Annotated in this window: 9 protein-coding genes; 2 read left to right on the top strand and 7 right to left on the bottom strand. The window is 48.9% G+C overall.

What is annotated here, in order from left to right:
- Positions 1-96 precede the first annotated feature (96 nt).
- Positions 97-933: a rhombotarget lipoprotein gene (gene rhlP / locus ACYZZ0_RS04490; RefSeq protein ID WP_461535383.1), complete on the bottom strand. Its 837-nt coding sequence runs from the start codon at positions 931-933 to the stop codon at positions 97-99.
- Positions 934-1,185: 252 nt separating this feature from the next.
- Here rhlP and glk point away from each other — a divergent pair, with 252 nt between their 5' ends.
- Complete coding sequence (gene glk / locus ACYZZ0_RS04485) at positions 1,186-2,235, top strand: glucokinase (RefSeq protein ID WP_461535382.1); 1,050 nt, start codon at positions 1,186-1,188, stop codon at positions 2,233-2,235.
- A gap of 39 nt (positions 2,236-2,274) precedes the next feature.
- Here glk and ACYZZ0_RS04480 read toward each other — a convergent pair whose 3' ends face one another.
- Complete coding sequence (locus ACYZZ0_RS04480) at positions 2,275-3,597, bottom strand: GntP family permease (RefSeq protein WP_461535381.1); 1,323 nt, start codon at positions 3,595-3,597, stop codon at positions 2,275-2,277.
- 621 nt (positions 3,598-4,218) lie between these two features.
- Here ACYZZ0_RS04480 and yiaY point away from each other — a divergent pair.
- Positions 4,219-5,370, top strand: coding sequence for an L-threonine dehydrogenase (gene yiaY / locus ACYZZ0_RS04475; protein ID WP_461535380.1), 1,152 nt, complete (start codon positions 4,219-4,221; stop codon positions 5,368-5,370).
- A 78-nt stretch (positions 5,371-5,448) separates the two neighbouring features.
- On the opposite strand, the gene ACYZZ0_RS04470 is transcribed toward yiaY, so the two are convergent.
- From ACYZZ0_RS04470 to ACYZZ0_RS04450, 5 genes are all read right to left on the bottom strand, one after another.
- Entirely contained in the window at positions 5,449-8,751 is a 3,303-nt protein-coding gene (locus tag ACYZZ0_RS04470) for a mechanosensitive ion channel domain-containing protein (RefSeq protein ID WP_461535379.1), read from the bottom strand.
- A gap of 127 nt (positions 8,752-8,878) precedes the next feature.
- Positions 8,879-9,277 (bottom strand): NUDIX hydrolase, encoded by a 399-nt coding sequence (locus ACYZZ0_RS04465; protein ID WP_461535378.1) that lies wholly within the window; start codon positions 9,275-9,277, stop codon positions 8,879-8,881.
- A gap of 148 nt (positions 9,278-9,425) precedes the next feature.
- Positions 9,426-12,209 (bottom strand): hypothetical protein, encoded by a 2,784-nt coding sequence (locus tag ACYZZ0_RS04460; RefSeq protein ID WP_461535377.1) that lies wholly within the window; start codon positions 12,207-12,209, stop codon positions 9,426-9,428.
- Between the two features lie 244 nt (positions 12,210-12,453).
- Entirely contained in the window at positions 12,454-15,195 is a 2,742-nt protein-coding gene (locus ACYZZ0_RS04455) for a hypothetical protein (RefSeq protein WP_461535376.1), read from the bottom strand.
- 257 nt (positions 15,196-15,452) lie between these two features.
- Positions 15,453-19,910: a hypothetical protein gene (locus tag ACYZZ0_RS04450; RefSeq protein WP_461535375.1), complete on the bottom strand. Its 4,458-nt coding sequence runs from the start codon at positions 19,908-19,910 to the stop codon at positions 15,453-15,455.
- Positions 19,911-20,155 lie beyond the last annotated feature (245 nt).

Raw genomic sequence — 20,155 nt, 5'->3', positions numbered from 1 at the left:
CTGCTCTCTCTAATGGTGCGTTACCCTAGCGGCTTGAGATGTTGATGTACATATAAGGAAAGCAGAAATAGCTTTCCTTATTGAAGGGCACAGGCTTTAGATTGTAGTTTTTACTTTTTTAGATTGATGACGCCATTTGGCCACGAGAGCAATAAAAGCCAGTATCAGTAAAATGGAGCTACTGCCACCGCTGGTATATCCCGGCCGGTGTTCAATAGTGACTGCCGCAGGGTCGTTTTTAATTCTTTCCTTGAAACGGGTCAGTTGCAGCTCAAGGTTTGTAATCAGATCCTTGCCTGCTTCATCAAAACCTTTGGCGGAATCCTCCCGTACCTGGGCATCCAGGTTCACCAAGGTTGAACGGCTGTCAACTGTACTCAGACCAGGTGCCCGGAACAGCAGGCTGCGACTCTGGATATCGTACAGTGCGGCGTCCAGCAGTGTGTGAGTCGTATTTTTTTCTGCCGGTATGATATAAGCGCCGACCAGTGTCCAGTAGGCTAAAGAGGCAACACCTTCCTCGGTAAAACGGGTCTGGTCAAACGATACCAGAGCAATCACATCGACATTAAACATCCGCTGGATTTGATCCAGGTTCTGAAAGCTGCCGCGTGGTTTGAGATAAGCCGATGGAATAACCTCGATACCGCTAACAAACTCCAGAGACTGGAATGAGGCACTGACCTTGTCCAGCAAGGCCAGCTTTTGCGATTCAGACAGTACCGGGTTGTGGCGGTAACTGTCCGGAGTAAAGGCGATGCCGACTTTCAGCGGCAGCCGCAGGGTCGGGATGGCTTGACTGACCACCTGTTTCTCGGACTCAGGATACAGATAATCCATCACACTGCTGTTGCGATAGGCTGACGACGACTGACAACCATTAATCAGCAGTGCCATGGCGGCAATAGCAAAAGCAATCAAAACCCGCGGCATAACAGGACTCCTGTTGTGTTTTTTTATAGTTAAAACCAGAGCCGGGTTATTACACCATAAACTAATCGCAGATTGCTTCTCGGATCGTGAAATGTCAGTTGATTATGTTCTTACTGAACTATTTTTATCTGATTAATTCAGGCCGGCTGTCTCCGGTAAATATGTCTCAGAATTTTCAATGCAAATCAGACTGATGAGTTTAAGAAGCAACTAGGCTTGCTAATGATGTTTTAGTCAGGGAGTTTGATGCCAATGCGTTCTGTACACTTGAAGTATCGATTTGTTCTGGCGGCGTTGTTGTATTTCAGTATCTGTTGTTCATCCGTATTTGCAACAGCACTGGTAGGGGATATCGGTGGTACCAATGCACGTTTTGCACTCGTGGAAGAAGGAAGTCTGCAGCTGCAGAATATAGAGGTCTTGCAGGTAGCAGATTATACGACTGTCGAGCTGGCAATTCAGCAATACCTTTTAAATCACTCTTCACCAGAAATTAATGCTGTATGTCTGGCTGCAGCCGGGGCTGTTGCTGATGGTGAAGTGACTTCAGCAAATTGTGCCTGGACGATCAGTCGCTCAAAACTGCAGCGGTCTCCAGAACTGAAAGGCTGTGAAACGATAGACGTTATTAATGATTTTGAGGCGCTCGCGCTGGCAATACCCGAGTTGAAAGATGAGGAAAGGGAACAGTTTGGCCCCAGGGTGGAGGGAGACAACAATAGTCCGATTCTGGTGATTGGCCCGGGTACCGGACTCGGACAAAGTCTACTGATACAGACAGAGAGGTGGCGAGCCATAGCGTGTGAAGGATGCAGGGCTGATTTTGCACCGGCAGATCAGAACGGTATTGAGATATGGAAATTTGTTGATAAAAAAGTACAGGGAAAGGTTTACTGGGAGCGTCTGCTTTGTGGCAAAGGGCTGGAGCTGCTCTATCAGTTTTGTAGTGATCAAGCGGGCATGCAAAAGACTCTTGCGGCAGAAGATATAACTTCAACCGCCATTCATGGCAGTGATCAAACTTCAGTACAAACAGTGGAATTGTTCTGTCGACTACTGGGACACTTTGCCGGCAATGCCACGGCTATCAGCGGGTCCTGGCAAGGTGTCTATATTGCGGGAGGTATTGTACCAAAAATCAGGGCGGTTTTTGATCGAGAGGCTTTCCGGGAAGCCTTCGAAGATCGGGAAGATATAAAGCCATTTATGAAAAAAACACCTTCCTGGCTGGTACTGGCAGAGTACCCGGGGCTGACAGGGGCTGCAGTAAAGTTGAAAATGATCAATGAAACCGGCTCATGATACCGGTTTAGATGTGTCAGACATTTATATCTGGCTACGTTAAAGCACAAACAACGCAGCCAGCTGCACCAGCAGGTAGCAGGTTATACCCTGAACCAGTGTTGCCATGGTAAATGACCGGTATGCCGTCACCGCATCAAACCGGGAAAACTGCGCAACGACCCAGAAATAACTGTCGTTGGCATGAGCGACAAACATTGCCCCGGCACCTGCTGAAAACAGGGCCAGTATTCTTCCTGTCTCCGAGCCCAACCCCAGAGCCGGTAACATAGGTTCGATCATCGACGCACTGGCTATCAGTGCTACTGTCGATGAGCCTTGGGCAATTTTGAATACAGCCGCTACAAGAAAGGGCAGTAACAGGCCTGTTTCACAGGGCAGTGTCCGGGATATGACCGAAATATGGCCTGTTTGCTGTAGTGTTTCAGCCAGAGCACCACCCGCTGCGATAACCAGAATAATACCGCCACAGGCGCGAATACTTTCGCTGACCATTTCAGACAAAGGCTGCCTGCATAGCCTGAACAGCGGGATGGCAACCAGTAACCCAACAACCAGTGCATTGGCCGGTTGAGCAAAAATTGTTGTCCAGCTGCTATTACTTGCTTGAGAGTGAAAGCTTGCGACAGACATCAATACCAAAGGCAACAGGATAGGTGACAGTGCGATCCAGATGGAGCCCGATACAGGATCTGGAGTTGTGTCGCATTCAGTATTTTTGGTGATTTTTATTTCCGGTACCGATATCCAGCGGACTGCCAGGTGTCCCCAGTACAGTGCAGCCAGTGTAGCGGCTAATGCCAGTACCGCTCCGTACGGAATAATCACACTTGGCGATAACCCCAGAATGATAGCGGCAGCAGCAGGGCCGGGCGTAGGGGGAACCATAGTATGCGTTGCATATAATCCACCGGCCAGCCCGGTGCTGAGTGTAACGGGGTGGCTGTCAGTTTTAAGGGCAATGGATTCCCTGATGCTGTTGAGCAGAATAAATCCGGAATCACAGTAAACCGGAATAGAAACCAGATAACCGGTCATGGCCAGTGCCAGGGCAGGATATCGTTTGCCCAAAAAGGCAATAATTCGGTCAGCCAGTAGCAGCGCTCCACCGGATTTTTCCAGCACATTACCCAGCAGGGTTCCCAGGAAAATAATCAGTGCTGTCTGGCCAAAAACCTGTCCCATCCCCTGGCTTACCATGGGAGTGATATCTGCCAACGGAATATTTGAACCGACAGCTACAACCCAGGATGAGACAAGCAAAACTATAAAAGGAGAATAACGTCTCCAGCCAATCAGTATCACGATGGCAAAAACAAGGGCTGCGATGATTAGCAGACTATGTAAACAGGAATGATCCACAGTACTATTTATAGCGCTATTCAGAGTTAATTAAATGAACACAAAAGTATAGAGGGAATAATCTGAAAGGCTTGTTTTTGTGGTTTTCAATTTGACCTTAGGAGGGAATATGATATTCGGGATCTTATCCTGCGAAAAAAATGAATTTCGGAAATATTCAAAAATAAATACTTGATAATGATAGTCAGGAATTTTGAATGTGTAGCCCCTCTGATCGTGTTGCAGGGAATCTCTGTAGCGATCAGGGAGCAGCGGTTCCGGCAGTACCCGCGCTGGATTGCCCTTTACCTTGCCTGCATGCTGACAATATCTGTGTTGTTTTGTTTCTCTCCTGAAAATTAACAAGCGGGTCAGCTAAAAGACAAGAGTGAAAATAAACAAAAAGAATGAATCAAATAATAAAGGTAATAATTTTTGATAAAACAATCACATCCGAACAATAACGAATAAATAAATGTACTCTTTTTGTTTTAATTATGACCGTTATTTTTTGAATAATTAACGCTTGATCCAAATCAATAACTCCCGCCATAACTGAGCCTAGTATCTAAACCAAAGCTTCTTCATGATTTTCTGCATTCAGCAGTGAATCGAATTTAAAATCTCGTTATGGAGTCTGTTATGTCTGCCATGAAATTCTTTATGCCTGCCGTGAACCAGATGGGTCAGGGCTGTGTTGAATCTTCCATTACCGATATTGCCAAGCTGGGTTTCAAAAAAGCCCTGATTGTTACCGACGCGGTTCTGAACCAGATCGGTCTGGTAGGTTCCGTAGCTGAAAAACTGGGCGAGCAGGGCATCGAATCTGTCGTATTCGACGGCACTCAGCCTAACCCGACTTGTGGCAACGTTGAAGCCGGTCTGAAACTGCTGCAGGAAAACGACTGTGACTTCGTTATCTCCCTGGGTGGCGGTTCTCCGCACGACTGCGCCAAAGGTGTTGCTCTGGTTGCAGCCAACGGTGGCAACATCCGTGACTACGAAGGTGTTGACGTTTCTGCCAAGCCTCAGTTCCCGCTGGTAGCGATTAACACAACTGCCGGTACTGCTTCTGAAATCACCCGTTTCTGCATCATCACTGACGAAGAGCGTCACGTGAAGATGGCGATTGTTGACAAGAACACCACCCCGCTGATGTCTGTGAACGATCCTGAGCTGATGACCGGCATGCCGAAGGGTCTGACCGCTGCAACCGGTATGGACGCCCTGACTCACGCCGTTGAAGCTTACGTTTCCACAATCGCCACTCCGGTGACTGACTGCTGCGCGATCAAGGCAATCGAACTGATCCGCGACAACCTGGAAACTGCCGTTAAAGATGGTCAGAGCATGGAAGCCCGTGAAGCCATGGCTTACGCTCAGCTGCTGGCCGGTATGGCCTTCAACAACGCCAGCCTGGGTTACGTTCACGCAATGGCGCACCAGCTGGGTGGTTTCTACGACCTGCCACACGGTGTTTGCAACGCGGTTCTGCTGCCGCACGTTCAGAGCTACAACGCTCAGGTTTGCCCGCAGCGTCTGGCTGACGTCGCTGTTGCCCTGGGTGCCGACATCACTGGTATGACTGCTGAAGAAGGTGCTGCCAAGGCGGTTGAACTGATCAAGGAACTGTCTGCCCGCATCGATATTCCGGCGGGTCTGAAGCAGCTGGGTGTGAAGGAAGAAGACTTCCCGACCCTGACTGAAAACGCCCTGAAGGACGCTTGCGGCCTGACCAACCCGAAGCAGGCAACTGCTGAAGAGATCACTGCAATCTTTGCAGCTGCAATGTAAAATCGTTTGCAGACTTGATCTTGACTGACTTCGGTCTTTGCATTGAAAGTCAGTTTATTAAAACCCCTGCCTGAGTCTTCAGGCAGGGGTTTTGTCTTTTATCTCTTCGGTTATTTCAACCCGCAAATCACCGGTCTGCCTGGCCAATGGAATTCCCAGTTCGGTGAATTTCCTGAAGATCTCCCGGTTCAATGCATCTTTTACCAATAGCCGTTCGCTGGTCTGAGCCACATAGACTTGCAGTTCAAACTCCTGCGCATTCAATCCCTGACTGATCAGGAATACCTCCGGCTTCGGGTCCCGCAGAATATGACCACGAGTTTGTATGATATCGAACAGGGTGGAACGGACAGTTTCCGGGTCAACCCGATGAGGTACTGCAATATGGACCAACACCCGGATAACGGAATTACTCAGTGACCAGTTCACCAGCTTTTCGGTAATCAGTATTTTATTGGGAATAATGATTTCCTTGCGATCCCAGTCCTGAATAGTCGTCGCCCGCATCTGGATTTTCTGTACACTGCCGGTTTCACCGGCGACGGTAATGGTGTCACCCAGCCGCACCGGGCGTTCGAACAGAATGACAAGGCCGGAAAAGAAGTTGGCAAAGACTTCCTGCAATCCAAAACTGATACCCAGCCCCATCGCGGCAACCAGCCACTGCAGCTTGCTCCAGCTGACCCCCAGCATTGACAGCACGATCGCTGTACCAATACTTGCGATCAGATAAACTGAGATCCGGGTCAGGGCAAAACCACTGCCCGGGCTGTACGACAGGCGGTTAAGAAGGGTGACTTCAAGCAGTCCAGGTATATTGCGTACCAGTAATACCGTGGCGACGGTAACAAACAGGGCAGAAAGCAGCGTCATGATATCGACATTGATTCTTTCATTGCCGGCGTCAGCGGCATACTGCCACAGTACATAGTGGTCTTGATAAGTGAACTGCTCGATCATATCCTGCCAGAACAAATAGAACATCACGCAGAACAGCACAATCATCGCCGCATTCACCAGTCGCAATGACTGTGCTTCCACCTGATTCATATCCATTCGCTCGACCAGTACCGGCTCGACAGAGTCGTCATGAAGTGCTGCCAGCCGCTCTCTGTAACGCTTGAGTGCCAGTCGCTCGGCAGCAACATGCATGATGCGCAGAATGATTCCCCGCAGCAGGGCCCAGCAGAACACCAGTAAAAAGGCACTGATTAATTCGAATTCCAGCAGGGTAGCGGTATAGAAGTAACCCAGGGTAACCAGAACCATCATTCCCAGTGGCAATATCACCGCAGCAAACAGTACTGCCCCCCATACCGGCCGTGAGTATTTTCTGGCCCAGGGCTGGAGCACGATACTGGCTGCGATAGCACTCTGACATAGCAGCAGCACCGCGAACAGTATCATTCGGGCACTCTGGTCTGCGTCAACCTGCCAGTCGTCTGGCCAGATCAGCAGGAAGGTAAGGCTGATCAACACGTAATGGAGATAGCGGGCAAGTTGGCGTAGTTTTTCGGGATTATCAGGTGCCCATGAAAAATGCTTTTTTACCAGCCCGTTGGGTTGTAACAGATGTCGTCCGAACAGCGAAATAAACCAGACGACACCGACAGCTGAAAGGTTATCCCCGAGCAGCTCCAGCGGCATGGCGTCGGCTGCAGTTTGTTCCAGTGTCCGGCCCAGGGTGTATATCAATAATGGTAACGGTAAGACCTGAAGGGCAGAGATCAGCAGGGCGTAAGGCGTGACATAGTAATTGTCGCGAATCACATTACCGGCACATGAACCCAGTTTGCGCTCGATCAACTGCCATTTTCGTTTGCGCCATAACAGATAGCAGATAACAAGCGCGACCCCGACCAGCAGTTTGCGTTGCTCTTTGAGGTGCAGCATAACATCAGCAGACTGAAACGACTGATATAACTGACCCGTTGCCTCTTTAATGGTTGGGAATATATGAACCGTCTGTCTGAATGACAATGGACGATTACTGGCAAGCCAGAACAGTCGCTGGTTCAACAGTTTTTCCAGTGACTGCCGGTTACTCATCAGCTGATCCTGTTTGGCCTTCAGCGTTGTCGCCTGACTGAGCAGGTTACCGATATTGGCTACCAGCCCGGTCAGGACTTTTTTGCGGGCATCAAACAGCTGCTTCAGCCGGGTCTGTTCCTCTTTGGATAACTGACCGCTGTAATCCAGCTCCTGCAGCCATGTTTGCTGATAGCCCGAGGCGCTGATATTTCTTAATTCGTTGGTATAGCTGAACTGTTTCAGCTGGTAGCGGCTGATAATTTCCTGAATTTTTGGATTGACCCGGATTTTGGGTAGTGCGGCTTTCTGTTCCTGCAGCATGGCTGCCAGATCGGGCATATTGCTTAACGGGCTGATATCCAGCGTCAGGGAGTGCTGGATATCTTGCAGAATGGTGAGCTGACTGGTGGCCTGTCGAAGTTCAGTGCCAATCTCTGTCAGATAGTCGGTCACCTGCAGCAGATCGAGGCTCAGCTGAATATTATCGGCCACAGACTCCTTGATGGCCGGGTTTTCACCGGATTCTGATTCTTTGGTAAACATGCTGAGTACAGCTTCACTGGCAGCCTTGCGCTTGCGGTTGATCAGCCCCTGAACCACTTGCAGTTCACGAGTAGACTGCTGCAGTTGTTTGTGTACCAGATCACGCTGCACCAGAAACTTTGCGATCAGGGTACTGCTGCCTCTGGCCTGTTGCTGCAGCAACACATCGGAGCGCGTCAGAAAGGCCAGTTCGGCAGAAATATTGTCCTGCCTGGCTTCACTCAGTTGATCACTTCCGGCAGCAGAAGTCAGCTCTTTCAGTTTGGCCTTGAGCAGCGCTTCCCGCTTTTTATTGGTATCCAGATGTTCCTGACTGGCTTCCGGGCGTGACTGTTCCTGCGAGAGGCGCCCGTTGGTTTTGGCCAGCTGTTCCTGCAGTGCGGCCTGTTCTGATTCCAGTTCGTGGTAGGTAGCTTCAAGGGTTGGCAAATCCTTGTTGTGGAACTTCTTCAGAATTGTCAGATCTTCAGTTTCCTTGAAACGGTCAACCTGTTTTTGTAACTTCTGTTTCTCGGAATCGACGCTTTCGAGTTCACTGGTATAGGTTTCCAGTTCATTATTGGTCTCTTCGATTTGCTCAAGAAAATACAGCGTCTGGCGCAGCTGAACCTGCAGTTCTTTTTCTTCGGGTAACAACTCTTTGCCCTGGAGGGAATCCAGCCGCTGACGCAGCAGGTCTCTTGAAGGCAGATAAGGATCACCATCAACACTTTCAGCCGGCAAGTGAGCACACAAGAGCAACAGGCTGAGAACGCAGGGTAACAGCAAGGACAGCGAATGACAGATGGAAACGGCTCGCCAGAACACGGTCAGCAACCTCGATGGATAGAGTGACCGCGATTTAGTTTAAGAGCTGAATCCTTATTGAGCCATTGAGAGAGGGGAGATTGGCAGCCTGAAACTGGAACAGGCTGCCAGGTCTGTTTGTGGCGGGTTAGTGAATCAGTTGCTGCTGTTTTAACTGATCCAGAATAATCTGTACCACCAGAGAACACTTGTCCCGGTCACTGTAACTCAGCCAGCGCATTTCCTCGATCTCGGAATCAGTGGCCAGTTCGCCGGTATGCTCTGCCTTGTAACAGGTAATTTTGACTTCGGTTCCCATCGGCTTGCCATCAGCTTGGGCACGAAAGGTATCGTAGTAGTGCAGGGTGTCCTGTTGCAGATCGACCGACAGCTCTTCCCTGATTTCCCGCGTCAAAGCCTGCTCATCGGTTTCGCCGGCTTCACGTTTGCCGCCGGGAATGTAATACAGCTCCTTGCCCCTGGAACGAACCGCCAGTACCCGGTGGTGCTGAATATTAAGCCAGGCCAGTTTATCAATCTCGGTCATGACAGAAACTCCCTGATTCCGCCGATAATAGATGAGAGCATATTATAATTTTCAATGGGTTAAATTGCGACAGAAGGAATTGAGCCAATAGCGATATCAATAAAACACCCGGCATAATGCCGGGGTGTATTTATTTGGTAGAGATTGCTTATATTTCAAGTATTCTTGTCCAGTCCAGCCCCAGGTACTCTCTCATCAATTCAATGGCGGCCTGAGGTTCATTCTCTCTGATATATCGATTAAATGTTGATATTTGTTGATCATCGAGAGTGCCGGACGATAGCAGTTGAGGCACTTTTCCCTGAATTTTTATGATCGTCATCTCGGCAAAATGTGTGCGTTTGTTGCTTTGTTCTGCATCGTCCATTCCTCCGTATCCAGCAAAGTGTTTACTGGCAGCTCTTTCTATCCAAACCTGATAACCAGAATGGATTCTGCAGTAAGCATTATACCTCCTGTTGAGTTCGGCCAGGTCATTAACGCTGTCCAAAGCAATAAGCTGCATCTGAGAGATACAGTCACAGAGCATTCCCAAATGAATGGATTTACGTCGTTCTGAAATATCGAAATTCTCATCCACAGCCAGTGGGTTAAAATCCTGGAATGGCCCATATCCTCCCACCATGTTTTTTTCATCGTCAGAGGCCAGGAAGCGAATATAATTCTCGAGATAGACGTGAAGCATCTTGATATCAGTGCCTCGATCCCGCAGATGACTTTCAAACTTGCTGCAGAGTTTTTGATCCCCTCCTGCTGGCAGTCCAATTTCTCCTTCAGCGGCTAGCTCAGCTAAGAGTGATTTAATATCAAAGGGCTGGCTAAAATCGCCTGCCATCCGGTATTTAATCAAGGGCTTTAACAGCCGTTGTAACGGGGGCATGGCGACTTCATCTTCTTCCTCGTCCTCGATGGCAACAACAATTTCGCCCTTTCTCTCCTCACTGCAGGCCAGAGTCAACAGGCTGTCTAATGAAGAATCACGCTCGGTACTCAGCTCAAACAATCCGCTACCGGTAAAAATTTCTGGCAGTTTGGTTAAGGGGGTCAGCAGTGTGCCCTGGTCCAAGCGTTGAAATCTCAAAATACCTCCCCATTCATGATCATAAGAGGCCAGCTTATATGATGCGTTCATAAGGTGTGTCACCGCAGTATCGGTGTCTCCCCAGGCGACAGATGCAATCTGGCAAGGAAATGTCGCTGCACTGAGGCAGGAATCCTGATCTCGCCGGCTTGCGACTTCACTGCTGTAGAGACGATGAAGGGTCAGAACAACATCGTAACCCCGATCTTTACGGCCAGTGTCTGTTTTTATTACAGAAACCGCAGTAATCACTTCACTTGAGCTGCTTCTCAACTGGAAGTCCATCAGGGCAGTGTCATCAAGACAGCTTCGAATCTCAGGCAGGCCATCAGTAGCCGCACTCATGTAAACAAAGGAATCAGAGAGCTGCCCGGACTGACTTTTACTGGATTTTAACGGGATATTATGAGGGGAATACTGACCCTCCAGTCCTACCTCAAGTCTGCACCGATTTGTGGCCAGCCAGCTGCCCGGGTGAAGGGAGGCCTTATGTACGACAGTTCCGTCGGGAACGGTCTGAGCATGTATCATTACCCGGCACGAGTGAATTCCCTGTAGTAGTGCCATCACTTCGGGTTGGTTGGCGATATGACTGTTAATCAGTTCTGCTACGGACATAATACCGCAGTCAACAAATGCTATTGTTCGGGATTCAATTTCCTTGTGATGAGTTGTTGTGAATCCTGAATCTCGATCTACATGCACAACCTTCTCTTTATCGAATAGCCGGAAATAGGGGGCAATATCATGCCCGCTATCGGTCTTTGCCGGTGGTTTGTTTCCGGATGTTAACCAATAGCTTTTATCGTCGCGTCCGGCATGGACAACCAGTGACTGGGCTTTGCTTACCTTAAGCGCAGCAGGTGGTGCCAGGTCAGGTAGTGCTGGTGATACCACATCAGGCCGGGATGAAACAGAAGACGGTGTAAATGACTGGCTGGCCCTACGGCTGCGGAGTTCGATAGCTGAAACCAGGGGTTTTGCCTGAAAAGGAAGGACAGGGGGCAGTTCAGTCGATGATGTTGTTGTTACTGCTTCCTGTGTACTTCCTGAGTCAGAGGTACTTGCTGTAACTATCGAGTAACTTGTTGGTGCAGCAATCCCCCACTCGGGTGGATATCCAAAATAGTGTGCCAGCTGCTGTTTGCATTGGGCCCGATTGTAGGGCGCGCTCATAAGTTCAAGCATGCCGGAAGCAGTACATTGAGGGCACTCGATCAACTTGGCCTGGGACAGCATATACATAAACTCGTCGGCAAGGATATAGCTCTTGCCATAAACGTCAGGATCATCGATGTGATAGAAGGCTCCCGGACCGGTTCTGGAACTATCAGGCTGGTAACTGGCCAGTCCTGAAATAATCAGTCGCAGTGGAACCATTTCGACTTCGCCGACTACTGCTCGTCGGGATTGTTCCTGCATTAACGTATACCGATCAAACTGCCATGGGTAATAGTAACCCTCAGTAGGTGTTCTTCTGCCATCCAGAAGAAACAGGTCGCGACAGGTTTCATCGCCAACGAAATAGACAGTTTTGTTATCCCAGGTGTAGCTGCGGTTAAGGTTGGTGATATCGCTGATACCTAGTTTGAGGCCCAGTTGTTCCGCCGCTGCTCGTATTGCCGGGGAGAAATGTAACCCTCCGTCACCCGGCAGAATCTCACCGCCGGGCAATTCAAGAGACCCGGTTTCAGGGTTGGTGACCATAACAACCTGAAGCTCTGTTCGTCCGGTAAGGTAATGAGCCTGTGTTGACAGCAGGAAAACAAAACCTTTACCCGGAGAGGCTTGTGCTGTGGCTGTTATCAACAGTAAACCGGTGATAACAATGTTTCTTATGAACTTCAACATATCAACATCCTTGTTATGTCATGAGGAGTCCTGTGAGGTTAGGCCGGAACATTATCGTGTGATATTAGACCAAAACTTTGGCAAAGCGCTCCATACGACATAAGTCGCAGCAAGTCAAAACGGGGGAGACAAATATCAGGCTTAAAGACGTTTATGGGGAACAGTTGATAGCTGGATAAATTGTTTATTCAGAAGAAAGGAACCCCGGCTTAATGCCGGGGTGGTTTTATATGCCGGAGGCTGCTTATATTCCAAGAATTCTTGTCCAGTCCTCTCCCAGGTACTCCCTCATAAGCTCAATGGCGGCTTGAGGTTCGTTCTCTCTGAGATATCGATTAAATGTCGACATTTGTTGATCATCCAGAGAGCCAGACGATAGCAGTTGAGGCATTTTGTCCTGGATTGTTCTGATCATCATCTCGGCACACTCTGTGCGTTTATTACTTCGTTCCGCAGAGTCCATTCCGTCGAACCCGGCAAAGTGTCCACGGGCCGTTCTATCTATCCAGACTCTATAACTAGAATGAATTTTGCGGTAGAACTCATACTTCCTGTTGAGCTCGGCCAAGTCATTGACGCTATCCAGAGCTATAAGTTGCATCTGAGAGATGCAGTTACAAAGCATACCCATATGAATGCCCTTGCGTCGTTCTGAAATCTCGAAGTTTTCATCCACAGCCAGTGGGTTGAAATCCTGGAACGGGCCATACCCACCCACCATGTTTTTTTCATCGTCAGAGGCCAGGAATCGAATATAATTCTCGAGATACAGATGCAGCATCTTAAAGTCGGCGCCCCGCTCCCGCAGATGTCCTGCGAACTTGCTGCACAGTTTTTGGTCTCCACCAGTCGGTAATCCAATTTCTCCTTCATCGGTGAGCGCCGTTAACAGTGATTTAATATCAAAAGGTTGGCTAAAATCGCCAGCCATCCGGTATTTAATCAAAGGCTTTAACAACCGTTGTAACGGAGGCAAATCGACTTCATCTTCTTCCTCATCTTCGATGGCAACAACAATCTCGCCCTTTTTCTCATCACTGCAAATCAGGGCCAGCAGGCTGTCCAGTGAAGTGTCATTCTCGGTGCTGAGCCGGAGTGCTTGGCTACTGGCAAAAATTTCAGGCAGTATAGGTATAGGTGTCACTAGTTTGCACTGATCCAGATGCTGGGATCTCAGGTAACCGCCCCAATCAACACCATAAGGGGCCAAAGGAAATGTCTCTGCATTAGTACATATGCCTTGATTTTGCCGGCTCGCTAATTCACTGCTGTAGAGGCGATGAAGGGTCAGGACAACATCGTAACCCCGATCTTTAAGGCCGGTGTCTGTTTTTATTACAGAAACCGCCGTAATCACTTCACTTGTGCTGCTTCTCAACTGGAAGTCCATCAGGGCGGTGCTATCAATACAGCTTTGAACCTCAGGCAGACCATCAGTCGCCGCACTCATATATACAAATGAATCAGATAGTTGCCCGGGCTGACTTCTACTGGATTTTAACGGGATATTATGAGGGACATATAGACCCTCCAGTCCCACCTGAAGTCTGCAACGATCTGTCGCCAGCCAACTTCCCGGGTGCAGGGAGGCTTTATGTATAACGGCATCGTTGGGGGCTGTCTGAACGTGTATCATTACCCGGCAGGATTTAATGCCATTAAGTAATGCCATCACTTCAGGCTGGTTTGCGACACGGCTGTTAATCAGCTCTTCTACGGACATAATACCGCAGTCTACAAATGCTATTGTTCGGGATTCGATTTCTTTGTGCCGAGTTGTTGTGAATCCCGAATCTCGATCTGCGTGCACAACTTTCTCTTTATCAAATAGCTGGAAGTAGGGGGCAATATCGTGCCCGCTATCAGTTTTTGCGGGTGGTTTGGCCCCGGATGTTAACCAGTAGGTGGTATTGTCGCGACCGGCATGAACAACCAGCGTCTTGGTCCTGGTTACCCTGAGAGGCGAAGGGGGAACCAGATCAGGTAGTGTCAATAATGATGGGGAGATCACATCAGGTCGCGTAGACACCGACACAGGTAATGCTGCTGAATGATCACTATCCTGACTATAGATACTGGCCGTTGATGATATCGATGCTGCCTGAAATATTGGTGGAGCTATTGATGTCGTTATTGATGAAGCTATTGGTGTGTCTATTGATGGAGCAACTGATGTTGTGATTACCTGATCCAGTGAGGCTAATGTCGCTGTAGAGCAAATATTCGAGGCAACAACACCCCACTCAGGAGGATATTCAAAATAATGGGCCAGCTGTTGTCTGAACTGGGCCCGGTTCTCAGGAGTACTCATAATTTCAAGCATGCCGGAAGCGGAACACTCAGGGCATTCGATCAACCTGGCCCTGGAGAGCATACTCATGAATTCATCAGCAAGGATATAGCTCTTGCCATAAACTTCGGGATCTTCTACATGGTAACAGGCTCCTGGGTCGGTTCTGCTGTTATCAGGTTGGTAACTGGCTAAACCAGAAATAATAAGTCGTAGCGGAACCATTTCAACGCCGGCAACTACTGCTCGACGGTTTTGTTCCTGCAGCAGGGTAAACAGGTTAAATTGCTGAGGGTAGCGATAACCTTCAGCAGGCGTTCTGCTGTTAGCCAGTAGAAACAGGTCACGACAGGTTTCATCGCCAATAAAATAAACTGTTTTATTATCCCAGGTGTAGCTGCGGTTGAGGTTGGTAAGATCGTTGATATCAAACTTAAGGCCCAGCTGCTCTGTAGCTGCACGTAAAGCCGGAGAGAAATGTAAACCCCCGTCACCGGGCAGAATGTCTCCTCCGGGCAATTCAAGAGAGTATGTTTCGGGGTTGGTCACCATCACAACCTGAAGCTCGGTTCTCCCGCTCCAGAAATCATCCTGCGTCGTGAGCAGGAAGACAAAACCTTTGCCCGGAGAGGCTTGTACTGTGGCTGCTATCAGTAGTAGAGCACTGATAACGATGTTTCTTACTAGTTTCAACATATCAACTTCCTTGTCATATCATGACGAGACCAGATCAGGCTAAGCCTGGATATACTCGTGTAATGTTGGACTACAGATATGCCAAAGTGTTCTATAGACTTAAGTCGCAGCAAGTCGGATGAGGGAAATACCCATCCTCACGATGCTAAAAGGGAGCGGTCAATAGCTGGATAAGCTGTTAATCAACAGGAAAGAGGCCCCGGCGGATACCGGGACCCTGCAGTATGCTGAGCAAAAGATGAATGCTGAACATTGTTTTAGATTCTGAGAATTGTGACCCATCTCGAACCCAGATACTCTCGCATCAGTTCAATAGCGGCTTGAGGCTCATCTTGCTCAATATACTGATTAAATGTTGCCAGCTGAGCAGCGTTTAGCTTTCCTGTAGTAATCAATTCTGGAATCGTTGTCTGGATTTTATTGATAGTCATAACGGCATATTCGTCACGTTTTATACTGCGGGCAGCATTATCCAGGCTGTAGTAATGAGAAAAGCGCCGGCTGACCTCACCCCTCATCCAGGTTTCATAGTCTTCGTGAATAGTGCAGTAGGCCTCAAACTTTCTGTTGAGTTCAGCCAGGTTATTGACCCTGTCCAGGGCAACAAGCTGCATATAGGAGATGCGGTTACATAGCATTCCCATGTGAATGGATTTACGTCGTTCTGATATCTCGAAGTTTTCACCTTCAGCCAGAGGGTTGAAATCCTGGAATGGACCGTAACCTCCCATCATGTTTTGTTCATCATCAGAAGCCAGAAAGCGAATATAGTTCTCGATATACAGATACAGCATCGGTAGATCTGCTCCCTGCTCACGCAGGTGGCCTTCAAATTTGCTGCATAGTTTCCGATTGCCTCCTTCCGGTAGCCCAATCTCTCCGGCATCGGTAAGAGTTCTGAGTAATGACATCAGATCGAAAGGCCGGGTAAAGTCACCCGTCTGACGGTAGTTGATCAAAGGTTGTAGCAAACCTTGTAAAGGAGTCACACCGTGTGGAGCAGTTGTTGTATCTGCTGCAATCCTGTCCACAATCATTCCTCCCCTTTCCGGACTGCTGATCAGGCACAGCAGGCTTTCCAGAGCAATATCTCGCTCTGCTTCAGAGGAGAGTAAACCCGCGCCGTCAAAAATCTCAGGAAGTAGTCCAAAATTGACTGCCAGCTTGCCACGATCAAGGTTGTCAAACCGGTCATAAGCGTTGGCGTCAAGGCCATATGCAGCGAGAACATAGCCTGCTTGGATAAGGTGAGTGAATGATGTATCGGTACCACCCCAGGCTACAGTAGCCAGCTGACAGGGGAAGGTAGTTGCACTCAGGCAGGAGTTATCCCATGTTCTTTCCGAGAGGGTTTCGTTGTACAGCCGGTGGATGGTCAGGACAACATCATAACCACGTTCAGCCAGGCCGTTATCGACCTTAATGACCGATACCGCACGAATGGTTTCACCGGGCGCACTTCCCATGAGAATACTGAACGGACCCATCGTCGGGTTGACCTGCTCAACAAGTGGCAGGGTATCTTCTGCGTCATTGATATAGAGGAATGAATCTGAAAGTAGTCCAGAGGGTGCCTTGTTACTTTTGAGGCGAATATCGTAAGGACAGTAACAGCCTTCAAGCCCTACCTGAACCCTGCAGCGTGGCGTTTTCAGCCAGGTTCCCGGGTGCAGGGTGACTTTGCCTATTTCTACCCCGGATGGTACAGCCTGGCAGTGTACCATTACCCGGCAAGAGGTTATTCCCTCGAGCAGGGGGCCGATCTCAGACTGGTCTGCGATTCGACGATTAATTAATTCGGAAACCGGCAACATACCACAGTCAATAAAGGCAACGGTTCTGGCCAGCAGCCTCTGGTAACGTTCACGCTCTGGAACTGATGCATTGCCGGGAGCAAGGTCACTATAAAGTTTGAAATAGGGGGCAATATCATGCGTACTGTCTGTTTTTGCCGGGGCTTTTTTACCGGAAGTCAGCCAGTAGGCATTATGATCACGGCCAGCATGAATCGTTAACCGTGCTGATCGTGAAACCTGTAAAGAAGTACCGGGAACCAGGTCGGGTAACGAGGATGCAACAGGTACAATTGTTTGTGTTGGCTGCCGGACTGGCGAGCCGCTCGAATCAGGCTCGGTATAGCTGACGACAGCTGTTGATACCGGACTTTCGATGCTTGATACTGTTGTAGCCGTAGCCGTAGCCGTAGCCGTAGCCGTAGCCGTAGCCGTAGCCGTAGCCGTAGCCGTAGCCGTAGCTGCCGTCGGAGTAAAAGGTGTTGTCGGGCTTGGCTCCGGAATTTGAAACAATGTAGCCGGGTCCATCAGTGACAGGGTACTGAAAAACCTATGCATGGCTTGTTCCTGCTCATTGCCTAGCTCGAAACCGGGATCGACATCTGATGATATGTTTCTCCTGGCGGAAGCCCCGGAAGAGGTTTCTGTGCGACTGCTTAACAGTTGCCCTGGTGCCGGGATACCCCACTCTGGCGGATATCCAAAATACCCGGCCAGTTGCTGCTTCAAACTGGCTCGTGTTGCCGGTGTATTCATCATTTCAAACATGCCGGTAGCCGTGCACTCCGGACATTCAATCATGCAGGCATGGGACAGAACATTGATGAAATTTTTGTCAACAATCTGGGTTGACCCTAAACCACGTCTGTCGTGAAGAAAAACTGACTCCATGACGGGTGAAAGCGGGTCTGACAAATACTCCTGAACACCATCGAGAATAGTTCGCAGTGAAACCAGTCTGACAGAAGGGAGTACTACACCCAGAGATCTCTGCATCTGGCGTCGAAGATCCGATTCTTTCCATTTTTCCGGGTAGTTATAATCTGCAGAAGGAAGCTTATTCCCTGTACACAGAAAAAGGTCTCGGCAGGTTTTATCGCCAATGACATAGACAGTCTGGTTGTTCCAGGTGTAACTGCGGTTCAGGTTGGTAATATCATTGATATTGAACTCGAGCCCCAGTTGTTGCTTTGCTGCCCGTATTGCCGCTAGAAAATGCAGCCCGTTGTCAGCGGCAGACAATGTTTCTCCCGGCAGTTCAAATTCGCAAGAAGAGTGGTTCATGACCATGACAACCTGGATTTCCGGTTCTCTGGTCAGAGCATTTGGTGTTGTTGTAAGGAGGCAGATGTAACTTTTTGCCTGCTCAGCAACAGGTGTTGATAGCGAAGCTGTAGCTGTGGGTGTCGAGCCGACAGCGGTTGCAACCGGCTGTATGCTCCATTCAGAAGGGTAACCGAAATACGGAGCCAGCTGTTGTCTGAATTGTGTTCGGTTGGCCGGCTGAATCATTATTTCAAACATACCGGTGGCGGTACATTGTGGACACTCATTTACGGAAGCATGTGATAGTACTTCCATGAATTTTTTGGCTACCAGATAAGAGCTGCCATAGGTATAGCTTGTGCTGCTGCCGAGCAGTACGACCGTCGAGCTGGTCGGGGGAGATGCAAGGTATTCAGGAATACCTTCAAGAATCGTGTTCAGAGGAACCAGCTCAAAATCCTCAGAGCTGCCGTTAACTCTCTGCATTTGACGACGCAGTTCTGATGGCTCCCACTTCTTGGGATAGGTATAACCGGCTGAAGGAAATTTGCTGCCGTCACAGAGAAACAGGTCGCGGCAGGTTTCATCGCCAACAACATACACCGTCTGATTATTCCAGGTGTAACTGCGGTTGAGATTGGTAAGATCACTGATATCAAAATCAAGCCCCAGCTGCTTTTTGGCAGCCCTGATTGCGGCTTTGAAATGAAGCCCTCCGTCGCTGTAAAGCACAGCGCCTCCCGGCAGTTCTCTGTCGTAAGTGACCGGGTTTCGAATCATGACAACATAGACTTCGGGCAGGCCTGTCCGGGCATTTTTTCGAGTCGTCAGCAAGCACAAATATCCGTTGGATGAGCCTTCAACCGGTGCATGGTGTACTTCAGATGATGCTGACAGTGGACCTGCAGAGGCAGTTGGTGATGGAACGCCCCACTCCGGTGGGTAGCCGAAAAAAGAAGCCAGTTGTTGTGTAAGCTGGAATCTTTGAGCCGGTTGATCCATCAGCTCAAACATCCCCTTCGCAGTACAGGTTGGACATTCATTTACAAAGGCGTGAGAGATAACCTCCATAAATTGCCGGTCAACCATGTGAGAGTTTCGTCCGTACAGCCCGCCGGACTCATATAGAAAATGAGTGTTTGCTATATAGGATGAAGTGCTGTCAGAGAGGTAGTCGGTAATACCATCGATGATAGATCTGACAGGTACCAGTTCCACAGAAATGCTGCGGAATCCCCAAAGCACATTTCGCGTCAGGCGCCTCAGTTCATCTTTGTCAAACTGATTTGGATAGGTGTAACTCGGAAGCGGTGTTTTTTTGCCGTCAAAAAGAAATAGTTCACGACATGTTTTATCACCAACGACATAAACTGTTTCGTCACCCCAGGTATAACTGCGGTTAAGGTTAGTGATGTCGTTGAGATCGAATTTGAGTCCCAGCTGTGAGTTTGCTGCTCTGATAGCCGCCTTGAAGTGCAAACCTCCCTCGCTGGGAAGTGTTGCACTACTCGGCAACTCGTACCGGTAAGTGTACGGGTTTGAAACCATGACAACACAAAGTTCAGGTTGTCCACTAGTTGTATTGGTTCGTGTTGTCAGCAGGCAGACTGAGCCCTTGCCAGATGCCTCGGCTACAGCTGTGAACAGCAGTAGCATGAGCAAACTACAATAGAAAAAAACTGAAAAACAACTGCGATTCAGCATATCAACATCCTTGTTATAGCTTGAATGAGGATAGATTCTTAGGTTCATTAGACTTTAAGTCTTTAAAAATGTTCACCTGTAGATGACCGACCTTGGTTGTATGGGCTGCCATAGAAAATAATATATTTTCAAGGGGTTAGTCTGATTATCTCTGCTACGGACTCCTGACAGTCTGTTTTGATTACAGGATAATCGGT

The sequence above is a fragment of the Spongorhabdus nitratireducens genome (genome assembly GCA_947387575.1).
GTDB lineage: Bacteria > Pseudomonadota > Gammaproteobacteria > Pseudomonadales > Endozoicomonadaceae > CANDOC01.
Note: the sequence above shows the minus strand (reverse complement) of the source record. Positions and strands in the feature narration are given on the sequence as shown.

Bases quoted from the DNA above. Each gene is read 5' to 3' on its own strand.
- rhlP (WP_461535383.1), bottom strand. From the start codon at position 933: ATGCCGCGGGTTTTGATTGCTTTTGCTATTGCCGCCATGGCACTGCTG.
- glk (WP_461535382.1), top strand. From the start codon at position 1,186: ATGCGTTCTGTACACTTGAAGTATCGATTTGTTCTGGCGGCGTTGTTG.
- yiaY (WP_461535380.1), top strand. From the start codon at position 4,219: ATGTCTGCCATGAAATTCTTTATGCCTGCCGTGAACCAGATGGGTCAG.
- ACYZZ0_RS04465 (WP_461535378.1), bottom strand. From the start codon at position 9,277: ATGACCGAGATTGATAAACTGGCCTGGCTTAATATTCAGCACCACCGG.
- ACYZZ0_RS04460 (WP_461535377.1), bottom strand. From the start codon at position 12,209: ATGTTGAAGTTCATAAGAAACATTGTTATCACCGGTTTACTGTTGATA.
- ACYZZ0_RS04455 (WP_461535376.1), bottom strand. From the start codon at position 15,195: ATGTTGAAACTAGTAAGAAACATCGTTATCAGTGCTCTACTACTGATA.
- ACYZZ0_RS04450 (WP_461535375.1), bottom strand. From the start codon at position 19,910: ATGCTACTGCTGTTCACAGCTGTAGCCGAGGCATCTGGCAAGGGCTCA.